This window comes from Motilibacter aurantiacus, assembly GCF_011250645.1.
GTDB lineage: Bacteria > Actinomycetota > Actinomycetes > Motilibacterales > Motilibacteraceae > Motilibacter_A > Motilibacter_A aurantiacus.
The window spans coordinates 24,034-38,753 of sequence record NZ_JAANNO010000021.1; the positions used below are offsets into that span (position 1 = coordinate 24,034).

Consider the following 14,720-nt stretch of genomic DNA (forward strand, 5'->3'; position numbering starts at 1 on the left):
AACCGCCCCGGACGGCACGTACGCCCGGCTCAGCGGGAGCCCGAGGCACGGTCCGCCGGCGGCATGACCTCCGCGCTCAGGGCGTACGCCGCCGCGTCCTCCGGGGTCAGGGCACGTCCCGCGGCGACGGTGTCGTCGTAGAGCGCCGCGCCCAGCCGCTCCCGTGCCTGCTGCTCCGTCGCCTGCCGGAGGGACTCGTCCGGCAGGTAGTAGCCGTAGACGGCCGAGCCCGCGTCCGACCGGATGGACTCGGCGGCGCCGACGAGCACCGCGACGCGGTGTGCCCGGTCCTGCGAGCCGTCGACGACGGCGAGGGCCTCGAGGAAGTAGGCGAGGTTGGCCAGGTCCCCGGTCTGCAGCGAGAGCTGGATGCCGCGGACCAGGTGCGCGCGCGCCTCCGCGGGGTCACCGGACGCGATCGACGCCTGGGAGAGGTTGAACAGCGCGATGTAGACCGCGAGCCGGTCGCCGCGCTGCTCTGCCCCTTCGAGCCCGGCCCGGATCCGCTCCTGGGCCGCCTTCGGCTCCCCGCGCGCGAGCAGCACGGTGCCCAGCCACACCAGGGCGAGGCTGTGCAGCCACTCCCCGCGGGCGCCCGCCGCCACCGCCAGCGGCAGCGCATCCAGGAACCGTGCTTCGGCCGTCTCGAGGTCGAGCCGGGCCAGCGCGACGAGCCCCGTCCCGGCGATGGAGTTCGCCATCTGCTGCGGGTCCCCGAGCTCGGTCGCGATCTCCCGGGCCTGGCTCCAGCGCTGCTCGGCGTGGGGCAGGTCACCCTGGGCGAAGCCCATGCAGGCGGATGCGATCAGGGCGCCGACCCGGGCCTGCGGGGGCAGGTCGTGCTCCAGGGCTCGCTCCATGGAGCGCCGGCCGAGCAGGAGCCGTCCGCGCAGCCACCAGTACAGCCACAGCGCCCAGCCCATGCGGGCGGCGGCCACCGGGTCGTGGTCCAGCGCCCAGTTCAGCGCAGCCCGCAGGTTCGCCTCGTCCCGCTCGATCCGGCAGAGCCACTCGACCTGCCGCCCGGACTCGTACCCGGGTGCGGCCCGCTCGGAAAGGTCGAGGAAGCACGCGGCGTGGGCGGTGTGCACCCGCTCGCGCTCGCCGACCTGCAGCAGGCTCGTGGCGTACTCGATCACGGGCTCGAGCAGCAGGAAGCGGGGCTCGTCGCACCCCGGCGTCCCGCTGCCGGACGTGTCGACGACGACGAGCGACTGCTCGACCAGGGACTCCAGCAGGGCCAGCACCTCGTCGCGCGGGAGGCCCACGCCCTCCGCGACCGCCTCGGCCGCGGGCAACGTGAAACCGCCGGAGAAGACCGAGAGGCAACGCAGGAGCTGCTGCTCGGCGGCCGGGAGGAGGCCGTAGCTCCAGTCGAGGGTCGCGCGCATCGTGCGCTGGCGCGCCGGCAGGTCGCGCGACCCTCCCCGCGCCATCGCCTCGCCGAGCCGCTCGAGCAACGCCTCCGGCGACAGCAGCCGGACCCGGGCCGCGGCCAGCTCCAACGCGAGCGGGATGCCCGCCAGCCGGTGGCACAGCTGCGCGACGGCCCCCGCATTGGCCGCGGTGAGGGTGAACGACGGGACGACGGCGGTGGCGCGGTCGACGAAGAGGGCGCCGGCACCCGACGCCGCGACATCCTCGGGCGCGGAGGGCCGCTCCGGCGGCAGCGGCAGCGGCAGCACGGGGTACTCGACCTCGCCGCGCACCCGCAGCGGCGCGCGGCTGGTCGCCAGGACCGTGAGCTCGGGGCACTGCGACACGAGCTCGGACACCTGCGGCGCGACGGCCAGCAGCTGCTCGAGGTTGTCCAGCACGAGCAGCGTCGGGCGGTTGCGCAGGCTCTCGACCACGGCCTCGAAGGCTCTGGCCTCCTCGACGTGGTCGAGCCCCAGAGCCTGGGCCACCGCAGGGAAGACGAGCGCCGTGTCGGTGAACGCGGCCAGTGGCACGAACGTGACCGCCCCGTCCGCCGCCTGCTCCGTGCCGGCCGCAGCCGCGAGGGCGAGCCGGGTCTTCCCCACCCCGCCGATGCCCGTGAGGGTGACGATGCGCGCGTCGGGCCGCCGGAGCAGGCCGGCGACGGCGGCGACGTCGCGCTCGCGCCCCCACAGCGGGGTGGCCGGCGTCGCCAGCCCCGCCAGCCCCGCCAGCCCCGCCGGCCGCGCCGGCCGCGGCGTGGGCCGGGGCTCGGGGCCGCGCGCGCGGCGCTCCACCGGCGCGGCCGGGGCCGGCAGGTCGAGCGCCGGGTCCTGCGCGAGCACGGCGGCCTCCAGCCGGCGCAGCGCCGGCCCCGGGTCCAGTCCGTGCTCCTCGAGCAGCACCTCGCGCGCCGCCCGCAGGGCCGACAGCGCCTCGGCCTGCCGGCCGTCCCGGTAGAGCGACAGCGCGAGCAGCTCCCAGCCGCGCTCCAGCTCGGGGGAGGAGGTGACGAGCGCCTGCAGCCCGGCGACCGCGTCGGCGTGCGCACCCCGCGCGAGCAGCACGTCGTACCGCTCGAGCTCGGCGGTCCGGCGCAGCTCGGCGAGCCGGCGGCGCTCGGCGACCACGGCGGAGACGTCCGGTGCCCAGGCGTACGCGTCCCCCCGCCAGCGGGCGAGGGCGCGCTCCAGCAGCGGCAGGGCCCCGGCGGCGTCGCCGGCCTTGCGCAGCTGCGTCGCCTCGGCCAGCTCCTGCTCGAACTGCTCGGCGTCGAGGGCCACCGAGCCGGCCGCGACCCGGTAGCCGCCGGCCTCCCGCACGACGACCACCTCGTCCCGGTCGGCGGGCCCGGCGAGGGCGCTGCGCAGCCGGGAGACGTGGGCCCGCAGGCTGCCGAGGGCGGTGGTCGGCGGGTCCTCCGGCCACAGCGCGTCCACGAGCGCCGCGTCGGAGACCGCGCGCCCGCGGGCAGCGAGCAGCACGGCGAGCAGCGCAACCCGCTGCGGCCCGCCCAGGTCGACGTCACGGCCCTCGACGGTCACCGTGACCGAACCCAGGACGTGGCACAGCCTCGTCGTCACATGATCCTCCCGCTGCACGCTAACCGTTGCGGCCGCGTCTCAACCGTCCGGACTTCCGGACACACCCCTGCCGGGTGAGGTCAGCCCCGGGTGGCGCCCACGAGCGTGGCTACCAGCTCGCGGACCTCCGCGGGGAAGAACTGCAGCGTCGAGTCGCCGACCATGAGCTCGACCACGCGCACGCCCGGAGAGCCCGACGGCGACGAGCGTGGGAAGGCCCAGACGCCGCGCTCCCGGGCCAGCCCGTCCCGCGCGGCCTCGAACGCCTCCTTCGAGGTCCGCAGGTGCAGGTGCATCATGGGGGTCACCGGCGGGTCCGGCACCACCTCGACCCCGGGCAGGCCGGTGAGCGCGGCGGCGATCACCTGGGCGTGCTCGACGTACAGCGGCATCCGGGGCAGCCGCTCGCGCAGCCCGAGCAGGGCGGACGCGGCGTTCGGCCACATGGCGAACAGCGTGCCGCCGTGCCGCTGCCGCCACTCGCGCGCCTCTGCGAGGACGTCCTCGGGGCCGGCCAAACAGCAACCGGAGAGCCCACCGACACCCTTGTACAACGACGCGTAGACCGTGTCGAAGAGCCCCGCGATCTCGGCCGGAGGCCTGCCGTAGTACGGGGTGCACTCCCACAGGCGTGCACCGTCGAGGTGGGTGGCTGCGCCGTGCTCCCGGGCCCAGGCCGTCTGCGCCTGCAGGTCGTGCCAGGCCGGCAGCTGCCCGCCGATCTCGCGCTGGGGCAGCTCGAACAGCACCGCTGCGAGCGGCTCGGCCACCTGCTCGAGGCCCTGCAGCGTCAGCAGCTCGTGCCTCTCGCCGACGGGCCGCCCGCGCAGCCCGTGCAGCCGCTCGAGCGCCTTGCCCTCGTGCAGCTCCGGATGGGCCGTGGGGTGGTACGCCACCGTGCGCCGGCCGCGCCGGTCCGCGTGCACCCGCAGCGCGATCTGCTGCGCCATGGTGCCGCTCAGGAAGAAGGCAGCGGGCTTGCCCAGGAGCTCGCCCACCTCCTGCTCGAGCTGCGTGACGACGCCGCCCACGCCGTACTGGTCGCCCCGGAGGGCCTCGAGCTCCAGCAGCCGGCGCAGCACGGCCTCGGGCGGCTGCAGGCCGTGCCAGTTGAGGAACCGGGTGCACGAGTCGCGCAGCGCCGTGTCGTCCATGTCAGTCCTCGCGGTGTGCCGGCGGGAGGGTGCGGCCTCGGGCGACCGCCCACAGGGCGAGGGACAGCAGCAGCACCAGCACGAGGACCACGGCCTGCTCGGCGATGCTGCGGGCCTGCGCGCCCACCACGGCGTAGACGACCGCCGGCACGACGTTGCCCAGCACGCCGCCGAGCACGGCGGCGCGCCAGCCCATGGACGTCGTCCCGGCCAGCAGGGCGACGGCCTCGGCCACGATCGGCACCGGCCGGGTCACGACGAGGGCGAGGACGCCGTACCGGTCGAGCAGGGCCGCCACGCGGGCGCGCTCCTCGGGGCGCACGCGGCGCTCGACGGCGTGCCGTCCCCACCGCCCGAGCCCGAACGCGACGAGCGTCGCCCCTGTCCCGCCCAGGAGCGAGAGCGCCGCGCCCAGCGGCACGCCGAAGAGCGCCCCGTGCGCCGTCATCACCACGCTCGAGGGGGCCGGCACGAGGACGTCGGCGACGAGGAGCCCGACGCCGGCGACGGCCGCGAGGGGGCCGCCGTCGTCCATCCACGGCGAGGGGTCGGTGAGGATCTCCGGCCGGGTCAGCTCGACGGCCACGAACAGCACGACGAGCACCACGGCGGCGACCAGCCCGGCGAGCGCGTAGCCACGGGGGACGCCGAGCCGCCGCGTCCCGCGGGCCTGTCCGTCGGCCATCGCCGTCCTCCCCGTGCGCCGTGCGGAAACGCGCGTGCGGCGCGGTCGGCGGCTCCCTATTGTGCGTCGCATGCCGTTCCCTTGACGCCCGGCCCGCGCCCCTGACCCCTCGGGGACGGGACGGCTGGCACGGGGAGCCGTCGCGTGGTCCCTGCTGGCGGACTCGCTGCCCATCTATCCGCTCTACGCGCTGCTGTTCACCGACAGTGGGCTGAGCGCTGCCCAGGTCTCCGCGCTGCTGGCGGTCTGGTCCGCGGTCGCCATCGTGGCCGCGGTGCCGACCGGCGCCCTCGCCGACCGCTTCGCGCGCCGTGTGGCGCTCGCCGCCGCCGGGGCGCTGCAGGCTCTCGGCTACGTCCTGTGGCTCGTGCTGCCCGGGTTCCCCGGCTTCGCCGCCGGCTTCGTGCTCTGGGGCCTCGGCGGCGCGCTCGCGTCCGGCGCCCTCGAGGCGCTGCTGTACGACGGCCTCGCCGCCGATGGGCAGTCCGCCGCGTACCCCCGGCTGCTCGGGCGGGTGCGGGCCGCGGGCCTGCTCGCCCAGCTGCCCGCGGCCGCGGGGGCGGCGGCGCTCTTCGCGGCGGGCGGCTACGCGCTGGCCGGCTGGGTGAGCATCGGGCTGTGCGCCGCGTCGTCCGCGCTGGCGCTCCGGCTTCCCGAGGCCGAGCGCGCGGACGACGGCGAGCCGGGGCCGGGGTACGCCGCGCTGCTGCGCGCGGGCCTCGCCGAGGCGCTGTCCTGCCCGGCGCTGCGGGCTGCGGTGGTCGCGGTCGCGCTGGTCGAGGGGCTCGACGCCTTCGAGGAGTACTTCCCGCTGCTCGCCCGCGACCGCGGCGTCGGGACCGCCGCCGTGCCGCTCGCGCTGCTGGCGGTCCCGCTGGCCGGGGCCGTCGGCGCGCTGGCCGCCGGGCGCGCGCGCACGCCGGGGCGGCGCCGCCCGGCCGGGGTGCTGGCCGCGGCGGCCCTCGTGCTCCTCGCGACGCCCGCCGTGCACGGGGCCGCCGGCATCGCTGCCGTGGCCGCGTTCTACGGGCTCTACCGCTGGGTGCTCGTGCTGACGGAGGCGCGCCTGCAGGACCAGGTGCGTGGGCCGGCCCGGGCCACCGTCACGTCGGTCGCGGGGTTGGGCAGCGAGCTCGCGGCCTTCCTGGTCTACCTCGCCTGGGCGGTGTCCGGCTCGCTCGCGGTCGGGGTGCTCGTGGCCCTCGTCGCCGCCGTGCTCGCCGGCCAGCGCGCTCGTTGAGCCCGGCGGCCCGCACGCCCGCGGTGCGAGGGGCACGTCCGCGGTGACGGACCACCCCGCACGTGCCCCTGGCTTCGCCGACGTCGCACCGCCCAGCGCGGCGTACCGGACAATGGGCCGGGTGACCCTCGCCGACCGCATCCCGCCGGAGCCCGACCCGGACGTCCTCTTCGAGACGTTCGAGGCCTGGGCCGCCGGCTCGGGGCTGGCCCTCTACCCCGCCCAGGAGGAGGCGCTGCTCGAGGTCGTGACCGGGGCCAACGTGATCCTGGCGACGCCGACCGGGTCCGGCAAGAGCCTCGTGGCGACGGGGGCGCACTTCGCGGCCATGGCGGAGGGGCGCCGCACGTTCTACACCGCCCCCATCAAGGCGCTCGTCTCGGAGAAGTTCTTCTCCCTCTGCGCGACGTTCGGGGCGTCGAACGTCGGCATGATGACGGGCGACGCGAGCGTCAACGCGGGCGCGCCCGTCATCTGCGCGACGGCCGAGATCCTGGCCAACATCGCCCTGCGCGAGGGGGCGCAGGCCGACGTCGGCCAGGTGGTGATGGACGAGTTCCACTTCTACTCCGACCCGGACCGCGGCTGGGCGTGGCAGGTGCCGCTCATCGAGCTCCCGCAGGCGCAGTTCCTCCTCATGTCCGCCACCCTCGGTGACGTCACGCGGTTCGAGCAGGACATGACCCGGCGTACGGGCCGTCCCACCGCGGTGGTCAGCTCGGTCGAGCGGCCGGTGCCGCTGCACCACTACTACGTGACGAAGCCGCTGCACGAGACGATCGAGGAGCTGCTCAGCACGAAGCAGGCGCCCGTCTACGTCGTGCACTTCACGCAGGCGAGCGCGGTCGAGCGGGCGCAGTCGCTGATGAGCGTCAACATGTGCACGAAGCAGGAGAAGGACGAGATCGCCGCGCTCATCGGCGGCTTCCGCTTCACCACGGGCTTCGGGCGGACCCTGTCGCGCCTCGTCCGGCACGGCGTCGGCGTCCACCACGCCGGGATGCTGCCGAAGTACCGCCGCCTGGTCGAGCTGCTCGCCCAGGCCGGGCTGCTCAAGGTCATCTGTGGCACCGACACCCTCGGGGTGGGCATCAACGTCCCGATCCGCACGGTGCTGCTGACCGCGCTGGCCAAGTTCGACGGCACCCGCATGCGCCACCTCAAGGCCCGCGAGTTCCACCAGATCGCGGGCCGGGCCGGGCGCGCGGGCTACGACACCGCAGGCACGGTCATCGTCGAGGCGCCCGACCACGACATCGAGAACGCGCGGCTGCTCGCCCGGGCCGGTGACGACGAGAAGAAGCGCAAGCGCATCGTCCGCAAGAAGCCCCCGGAGGGCTTCGTCTCCTGGAGCGACCGGACGTTCGAGAAGCTCGTGGCCGCCGAGCCCGAGCCGCTCACGTCGAGCTTCAAGGTGACGCACTCGATGCTGCTCAACGTCATCGCCCGGCCGGGTGACCCGTACGAGGCCATGCGCCACCTGCTGACCGACAACCACGAGACGCCGGCCAAGCAGCGCGAGCACATCCGGCGGGCGATCTCGATCTACCGCGAGCTGCTGGCCGCAGGCGTCGTGGAGCGGCTCCCCGAGCCGCTGCCCGACGGCCGCACGGTCCGGCTCACCGTCGAGCTGCAGGCCAACTTCGCGCTGAACCAGCCGCTCTCGCCCTTCGCGCTGGCCTCGCTGGAGCTGCTCGACCGCGAGTCCCCGACGTACGCCCTCGACGTCCTGTCCGTCGTCGAGAGCGTGCTCGACGACCCGCGCCAGGTGCTCGCCGCCCAGCTGTCGAAGGCCAAGGGCGAGGCCGTCGCCCGGATGAAGGCCGACGGCATCGAGTACGACCAGCGGATGGAGCTGCTGGAGGACGTGACGTACCCCAAGCCGCTCGAGGAGCTGCTCGGCGCGGCCTTCGAGATCTACCGGCGCAGCCACCCGTGGGTCGCTGACTACGAGCTGTCGCCGAAGTCGGTCGCCCGCGACCTCTACGAGCGGGCGATGACGTTCACCGAGTACGTCAACCTCTACAGCCTCAACCGTTCCGAGGGGCTGGTGCTGCGCTACCTCGCCGACGCGTACAAGACGCTGGCGCAGACGGTCCCCGACGAGGCCAAGTCCGAGCCGCTCGACGACCTCATCGCGTGGCTGGGCGAGCTCGTCCGCCAGGTCGACTCCAGCCTGCTCGACGAGTGGGAGGAGCTGACGAACCCGTCGGAGGCGGCGGCCGCGACGGCCTCGGTGAGCGAACGCGTCTCCGGCGTCACCGCCAACGCCCGCGCGTTCCGGGTGATGGTGCGCAACGAGCTGTTCCGGCGCGTGGAGCTGGCGGCCCTGCGCCGCTACGACCTGCTCGCGGAGCTCGACGCCGGAGCCGGCTGGGGCTTCGAGCGCTGGCGCGACGCGGTGGAGGCCTACTTCGAGGAGTACCCGTCGCTCGGCACCGGCCCGGACGCGCGCGGCCCGGCGTACCTGCACATCGGCGAGCGCCCGGGCAGCTGGGCGGTGCGGCAGGTGTTCGACGACCCGGAGGGCGACCACGACTGGGGCATCCGGGCCGAGGTCGACCTGGCCGCCTCCGACGAGGAGGGCACGGCGGTCGTACGCGTCCTCGACGTCGGCCCGCTCAGCGCGGCCGGGGCGGGCGACGACCTCGACCTCGACGGAGAGGGCGACGCGGTCTGACCGCCGGGCGGGTGGACGCGGGCCGGACGGGGAACTCCCTGACCGTGTCCAAACTCGACGAGCGCATGACGACCCCGGTCGGGATCGACGACGACGGCCGCGGGCGGGTCAAGGTTGCCGCCGACGTGGCCCTGGAGGCGTACGCCCAGGCCATGCAGCGGTACGCCTCGAGCTACCTCGCCCACCGGGTGGGGGAGCTGGAGGTGGTGCCGGACCCGGCCTCGGTCGGCTGCGACACCGCCGCGGCCGCGGTCGTGCGCAGCGTCGTGGAGCAGGCGCTGCACAACGAGGTCGTTGCGAGCGACCCGATCGCGCCGGTGGAATAGGAGCGGTGCCCGGCGGGCTGTACGGAGCGGACCGCGACCGCCCCCGACCGCTCTCGAGGAGCCGCATTGGCAGCCGCCCTTCTCCGTCCCCCCGCCGGCCGCGCGCGAGGTGGCCTGCGCCTGGGCCTGACCCTCGTGCTCGGCCTGGTCGTCGCGGCCGTCCTGCTGGCCGCGTTGCGCGGGGTGGGCCTGCTGGGAGGGTTGAGCAACCCGTTCGCGTCGACGACCGTCGACCGCAGCGGGCCGGCGGTGATGAAGGCGCTGGAGGACCTGGACCAGTACACCGGCGCCCGGGCCAACTACGAGCAGATCATCGAGATCGAGAAGGACTACAAGTACGTCCCGTCCTTCGTGCGCGGTGAGCGGACGCTCTTCACCGCCGCGGGCAGTGTCGACGGGATCGTGGACTTCGACAAGATCGGCAGCGGTGCGGTCACGGTGTCCGAGGACGGCAGGTCCGTGACCGTGACGCTTCCGCACGCGACGCGCGGGGAGCCCCGGCTCGACGCCGAGCGCAGCCGCGTCGTCTCCCGCGAGCGTGGCGTCATCGACCGCTCGCTGAGCGCCTTCGACGACGGCGGCAACGACAGCGAGTTCTACGGGCTGGGCCAGCGCAAGCTCGCCGAGGCCGCCGCGGCCGACCAGGACCTGCTGCCGCGCACCGAGGAGAACACCCGGCAGATGCTGAGCGGGCTGATCAAGGCCCTGGGCTACGAGCAGGTGACCGTCACCTTCACCGAGCCCTCCGGGGCGCCCGCGCTCTGACGTCTCGCGGCGCCGGCGCCGACGCCGGTGCGGCCGGCACGTGGCGCCGGGCAGGTTTGAGCTTCCCCGCGCCCAGTCCCTAGGGTGAGTCGTCAGGGGCGGCGACGAGGGGAGCCCGCATGATCGAGGCCCGTGGCCTCACCAAGGTCTACGGCAGCAAGAAGGCCGTGGACGACCTGTCCTTCACGGTCCCGCCGGGCATCGTGACCGGCTTCCTCGGCCCGAACGGCGCCGGCAAGTCCACGACGATGCGCATGATCCTCGGGCTCGATCGGCCCACGTCCGGCCAGGCGCTCGTCAACGGACGGCCGTACGCCGCCGCCGGGGTGCCCCTGCGCGAGGTGGGCGCGCTGCTCGACGCCAAGGACGTCCACGGCGGCCGGACCGCGCGGGCCCACCTGACCGCGCTCGCCCTGTCCAACGGGCTCCCGCGCCGCCGCGTGGACGAGGTCCTCGAGCTGACGGGCCTCACCGCGGTGGCCAGGAACCGAGTTCGCGGCTTCTCCCTCGGCATGTCCCAGCGCCTCGGCATCGCCGCGGCGATGCTGGGCGACCCCGAGGTGCTGATGTTCGACGAGCCGGTCAACGGGCTGGACCCGGAGGGCATCCTCTGGATCCGCAACTTCATGCGCTCGCTCGCCGCGAGCGGGCGCACGGTCTTCGTGTCGAGCCACCTGATGAGCGAGATGGCGCTCACGGCCGACCACCTCGTGGTCATCGGACGGGGCCGGCTGCTCGCGGACATGGGCACGCAGGAGTTCATCGCGCGGAACTCCGCGACGACGGTCCGCGTGCGCTCGCCTCAGGCCGACCAGTTGGCCGCCGCCCTCGCCGAGCGGGGGGCCTCGGCCCGCCCCGTCGACGGCTACCTGGAGCTGACCGGGCTCGAGCCGGCCGTGGTCGGTGACCTGGCAGCCGCCCGTGGCATCACGATCCACGAGCTGTTCCAGCAGCGCTCGTCCCTGGAGGAGGCGTTCATGGAGCTCACCCGGGAGAGCGTGGAGTACCACGCCGAGGTGCCCGCGGGGGCGGGGGCGAAGGGCGGCGCCGCATGAGCGCCCCGGTGGCGCAGCGCCCGCAGCTACCGGCGGGAGGGGCGACGTTCGGCAACGTCCTGCGCTCGGAGTGGCTGAAGCTCTGGTCGGTCCGCTCGACCCTGTGGTCGGTCGTCGTCCTGGTCGGCGTCACGGTCGGGCTCACCACCCTCATCGCCTGGGGGGTCGCCTTCTCCTGGGACGACACGAGCGCGGAGAACCAGGCCACGTTCGAGCCGGTCGAGACCGCCCTGGCGGGGGTCACCTTCGGCCAGCTCGTGGCCGCCGTCATCGGCGCGTTGATCATCACGTCGGAGTACTCGACCCGCGGGATCCGGCCGACCTTCATCTCGGTGCCGAGCCGCGCCCGGGTCGTCGTGGCCAAGGCCCTCGTGCTGCTCGTCGTCACGCTCGTCGTCGGGCTGCTCACCTCCTTCGCCGCGTTCTTCGTGGCGCAGCTCTTCTTCGCCGACTTCGGCGGCGAGGCATCGCCCGGCGACCCGGGTGTGCTCCGCGCGGTCGTGGGGGCCGGGCTGTACCTCGCGGGGAGCGCCATGTTCGGGCTCGCCCTGGGCACGCTGGTGCGACACAGCGCGGGGGCCATCACCGCGACCATCGCGCTGCTCCTGGTGCTGCCCGGGCTGACGGGCCTGATCCCGGACTTCCTCGGCGGCGAGCAGATCAACAAGTGGTTCGTCAGCAACGCGGGCTACGCGGTGATGGACGTGAACCCGGGCCCGGACAGCGTGGGCCCCTGGACCGGTTACCTCGCATTCACCCTGCAGTGGCTGGCGCTTCTCCTTCTCGGGATATGGCTCGTGAGACGGCGCGACGCCTGATCGGTGAATTCACCGCGTCCTCGGGGCGTGGGGGAGAGCGACGGCCTAGTCTCCCCCTCCGGTGCACCTCGCTCGTGGTGCACCTTTCCCACGTTCTGAGGACCCGTCATGCCGTACGCCCTGAGCCGCCCGCTGCGCGCGCTCGCCGCCGCCGCACTCGTGCTGGGCACCGCTACCGCCGGTGCCGGCACCGCGTCGGCCGCACCGGCCCCCACCGGGGACGTCTCGGTGCTCGCCGCCGTGCCCAAGGGCAAGCTCAGGACGGCACTGCTCACCGTGAAGGACCTGCCGAAGGGGTTCGCGGTCAGTCGCGCGGGGTCCGCGACGGAGATCGGCTCCGAGGTGCTCGAGGCGGCCACCCCGAACGCCTGCGCGAAGACCTACGAGGCCGCGGGCCGGAAGTTCCGCCCGCCGACGTCGGCCGAGGCGACCTTCGTCCGCCGGGACGGGGCCACCGTCGTGAACGGGCTGAGCGGCTACGCGTCGGTCGCGCGCGCCAAGCAGGCCATGGCCTCCGCCCGCGCGGTCTTCACGAAGTGCTCGACCCTGACCTACACGCTGGCCGACGGCACGGTCATGACGATGAAGTACGCGAAGCTGGCGCTGCCGAAGGTCGGCGACGAGGTGTTCGCGCTGCGCCAGACGACGACCATCAAGGTCGAGGGTCGCACCCTGCGGGCCACCGGCTCGGTGCTGGACATCCGGCGCGGCAAGACCGTGAGCAGCATCGTGGTGACCTCCTTCTCCGGCGCGGCCCCCGGCCCGAGGCCGCTGGCGAAGGCGTCCGCCGCCCGGCTGGCCAAGCTGCCGCTGAGGTGACCAGGGGGACGGGGGAGTCGCGATGAGGCACCCGAGGGGCCGCCGCGTACGCGCGCTCGCCGCGGCCGGCCTGGCGCTGTCGGCCGGGGCGTGGGTCACGACGGCTCCGGCCGACGCCGCCCAGCTCCGGCCCGCCCAGCTGAGGACGGCGCTGCTCACGGCGGAGGACCTGCCGAGGGGGTTCGTCGAGCGGCCGGGCGGCGGGGCCGGCGACGTCGACGAGGTGACCGCCGAGGACGCGTGCTCCCGCAGGTGGCTCGCGGCCGAGACGCGGGTCGCGCGCCTGACGGGCACGGCGCTGAGCGCATTCGTCCGCGGGGACGGCGACGCCACGATCGTCAGCGCCGTCAACCAGTTCGCCGCGCCGGGCAGCGCGAAGGCCTACGTCGCCGCTGCCCGGGCGCGCGTGACGCAGTGCCCGACCGCCCGCTGGCAGCTCGGGGACGGCGTCACCATGACCATGACCCACACCCCGCTGTCGGTGCCTCGGCAGGGCGAGGAGTCGCTGGCGTTGAGCGTGTCGACCACCATCGAGCAGGACGGCGAGGCGGTGCCCGCCAGGGGAACGACCGTGGTGGTCCGTCGCGGCGCCGTCCTCAGCTCGGTGCACACGACCGTCGTCGCCGGCCCGGTGCCCCGGTCGGCGGCCCTGGCGGCCCGGGTGTCGGCCCGGCTCCAGCAGGCGCTCCGGAGCTGACCCGAGGGGCGGCCGGAATCCCGGCGCCGGGAAGCGTGTTCGCCCTCGAGGGCACGTCACACCGCGGTGGCGCGATCGACGACGTCACCGACGGAAGGACTTCCAGTGCTGGACCCCGCACGCCCGCTGCGGCCGGCGGACGAGGAGCAGGCAGCCCGACGGGTTCCGCTGGCCCTGAGCCTGCTGGCCCTGGCGCTCGGCGGCTTCGGCATCGGCACGACCGAGTTCGTGACCATGGGCCTGCTGCCGGACATCGCCGAGGGAGTGGGCGCCTCGATCCCGAGCGGCGGCCACCTGGTCTCCGGCTACGCGCTGGGCGTGGTGGTCGGCGCCCCGCTGCTCGCCGTGCTCGGGGCCAGGCTGCCCCGAAAGACCATGCTGCTGGCGCTGATGGCGGCGTTCACCGTCGGGAACCTCGCGTCGGCCCTCGCGCCCACCTTCGACACGCTGCTCGCGGCGCGCTTCCTCAGCGGCCTGCCGCACGGGGCGTTCTTCGGCATCGGATCCGTCGTCGCGGCGTCCCTCGTCGCGCCGCACCGTCGCGGCTGGGCGGTGTCGATGATGATGCTCGGGCTGACGGTGGCGAACGTGGTCGGCGTGCCCGTCTCCACCTTCGTGGGCCAGAACCTGGGCTGGCGCAGCACCTTCCTGGTGGTGACCGCCATCGGCGTCCTGACCGTTCTCGCGGTCGCGCGCTGGGTCCCCCCCGTGCCCACCCCGGAGGGCGCCGGCGCCCGTCAGGAGCTGGGCGCCCTGCGCCGGCTCCAGGTGTGGCTCGCGCTGCTCACGGGGGCGGTCGGGTTCGGCGGCTTCTTCGCGGTCTACAGCTACATCACGCCGACCATGACCGACCTGGCCGGGATCTCGGAGTCGTCCATGCCCGTGGTCCTCGCGCTGTTCGGCATCGGCATGACGGTGGGGAACCTGCTCGGGGGCCGGCTCGCGGACTGGTCGGTGCTGCGCACGGTCTACCTCGGCCTCACGTCCGTCGTGCTCACGCTGGCGCTGTTCACCTGGACGGTCCACCGCCCCGTTCCGGCGGCTCTCACGGTGCTCCTGCTGGGCGGCACCGGCTCGGCGATGATCCCGGCGCTGCAGACGCGGCTCATGGACGTCGCGGACGACGCGCAGTCGCTCGCTGCCGCGCTCAACCACTCCGCGCTGAACGTCGCCAACGCCCTCGGGGCGTGGCTCGGCGGCCTCGTGATCGCCGCCGGGCTCGGCTACACGGCGCCGGCCTGGGTCGGGGCCGGGCTGGCCGTCGGGGGCCTCGGCGTCATCACGGTCTCCGCCCTCGTCGGCCGCGGGCCCGGGGGCGCCGGACGCGTGACGGGACGCTCCAGCGGGCAGGTCCCCGCCGAGGAGCACGGCATCCCCGTCACCACCGGAGGTGGCCCCGCATGACCAGCAGCGAGCCTGAGCAGTTCCCCGAGGGGCAGCTCGAGTCCGGCGCCGACCCGCAGGAGCAGGCCCCCCTCG

At 74.8% G+C, this 14,720-nt stretch carries 12 protein-coding genes; 9 read left to right on the top strand and 3 right to left on the bottom strand.

The genetic code is table 11. The features are described from left to right. Positions 1-29 precede the first annotated feature (29 nt). The 3 genes from G9H72_RS20050 to G9H72_RS20060 all read right to left on the bottom strand — a co-directional run bounded on the left by G9H72_RS20050 (position 30) and on the right by G9H72_RS20060 (position 4,841). Complete coding sequence (locus G9H72_RS20050; RefSeq protein ID WP_166174489.1) at positions 30-3,002, bottom strand: BTAD domain-containing putative transcriptional regulator; 2,973 nt, start codon at positions 3,000-3,002, stop codon at positions 30-32. An 80-nt stretch (positions 3,003-3,082) separates the two neighbouring features. Continuing rightward, a complete protein-coding gene (locus G9H72_RS20055) occupies positions 3,083-4,156 on the bottom strand; it encodes a threonine aldolase family protein (protein WP_166174491.1) in 1,074 nt (357 codons plus the stop codon). 1 nt (position 4,157) lies between these two features. Further along, entirely contained in the window at positions 4,158-4,841 is a 684-nt protein-coding gene (locus G9H72_RS20060) for a TVP38/TMEM64 family protein (protein WP_166174494.1), read from the bottom strand. Positions 4,842-5,013: 172 nt separating this feature from the next. Here G9H72_RS20060 and G9H72_RS20065 point away from each other — a divergent pair, with 172 nt between their 5' ends. The 9 genes from G9H72_RS20065 to G9H72_RS20105 all read left to right on the top strand — a co-directional run bounded on the left by G9H72_RS20065 (position 5,014) and on the right by G9H72_RS20105 (position 14,645). After that, complete coding sequence (locus G9H72_RS20065) at positions 5,014-6,081, top strand: MFS transporter (RefSeq protein ID WP_331272457.1); 1,068 nt, start codon at positions 5,014-5,016, stop codon at positions 6,079-6,081. Positions 6,082-6,193: 112 nt separating this feature from the next. Next, a complete protein-coding gene (locus tag G9H72_RS20070; protein ID WP_166174518.1) occupies positions 6,194-8,761 on the top strand; it encodes a DEAD/DEAH box helicase in 2,568 nt (855 codons plus the stop codon). A 44-nt stretch (positions 8,762-8,805) separates the two neighbouring features. Further along, complete coding sequence (locus tag G9H72_RS20075) at positions 8,806-9,087, top strand: hypothetical protein (protein ID WP_166174496.1); 282 nt, start codon at positions 8,806-8,808, stop codon at positions 9,085-9,087. Positions 9,088-9,153: 66 nt separating this feature from the next. Then, positions 9,154-9,852, top strand: coding sequence for a DUF4230 domain-containing protein (locus tag G9H72_RS20080; RefSeq protein WP_166174498.1), 699 nt, complete (start codon positions 9,154-9,156; stop codon positions 9,850-9,852). 119 nt (positions 9,853-9,971) lie between these two features. Then, positions 9,972-10,907, top strand: coding sequence for an ABC transporter ATP-binding protein (locus G9H72_RS20085; RefSeq protein WP_166174501.1), 936 nt, complete (start codon positions 9,972-9,974; stop codon positions 10,905-10,907). Beyond that, positions 10,904-11,725 (top strand): ABC transporter permease subunit, encoded by an 822-nt coding sequence (locus tag G9H72_RS20090; protein WP_166174503.1) that lies wholly within the window; start codon positions 10,904-10,906, stop codon positions 11,723-11,725. Before G9H72_RS20085 ends, G9H72_RS20090 begins: the two co-directional genes overlap by 4 nt. A gap of 108 nt (positions 11,726-11,833) precedes the next feature. Next, the gene (locus G9H72_RS20095) at positions 11,834-12,544 is read left to right on the top strand and encodes a hypothetical protein (protein WP_166174505.1); all 711 of its coding nucleotides are present in this window, start codon (positions 11,834-11,836) and stop codon (positions 12,542-12,544) included. 22 nt (positions 12,545-12,566) lie between these two features. After that, positions 12,567-13,241, top strand: coding sequence for a hypothetical protein (locus G9H72_RS20100; protein ID WP_166174507.1), 675 nt, complete (start codon positions 12,567-12,569; stop codon positions 13,239-13,241). Between the two features lie 108 nt (positions 13,242-13,349). Continuing rightward, the gene (locus tag G9H72_RS20105) at positions 13,350-14,645 is read left to right on the top strand and encodes an MFS transporter (protein ID WP_231127589.1); all 1,296 of its coding nucleotides are present in this window, start codon (positions 13,350-13,352) and stop codon (positions 14,643-14,645) included. The last annotated feature ends 75 nt before the right edge of the window (positions 14,646-14,720 follow it).

What these genes read in the sequence shown, in the direction of transcription:
- G9H72_RS20055 (WP_166174491.1), bottom strand. Translation starts at nt 4,156, where the DNA reads ATGGACGACACGGCGCTGCGCGACTCGTGCACCCGGTTCCTCAACTGG.
- G9H72_RS20060 (WP_166174494.1), bottom strand. Translation starts at nt 4,841, where the DNA reads ATGGCCGACGGACAGGCCCGCGGGACGCGGCGGCTCGGCGTCCCCCGT.
- G9H72_RS20070 (WP_166174518.1), top strand. Translation starts at nt 6,194, where the DNA reads ATGGGCCGGGTGACCCTCGCCGACCGCATCCCGCCGGAGCCCGACCCG.
- G9H72_RS20085 (WP_166174501.1), top strand. Translation starts at nt 9,972, where the DNA reads ATGATCGAGGCCCGTGGCCTCACCAAGGTCTACGGCAGCAAGAAGGCC.
- G9H72_RS20090 (WP_166174503.1), top strand. Translation starts at nt 10,904, where the DNA reads ATGAGCGCCCCGGTGGCGCAGCGCCCGCAGCTACCGGCGGGAGGGGCG.
- G9H72_RS20095 (WP_166174505.1), top strand. Translation starts at nt 11,834, where the DNA reads ATGCCGTACGCCCTGAGCCGCCCGCTGCGCGCGCTCGCCGCCGCCGCA.
- G9H72_RS20100 (WP_166174507.1), top strand. Translation starts at nt 12,567, where the DNA reads ATGAGGCACCCGAGGGGCCGCCGCGTACGCGCGCTCGCCGCGGCCGGC.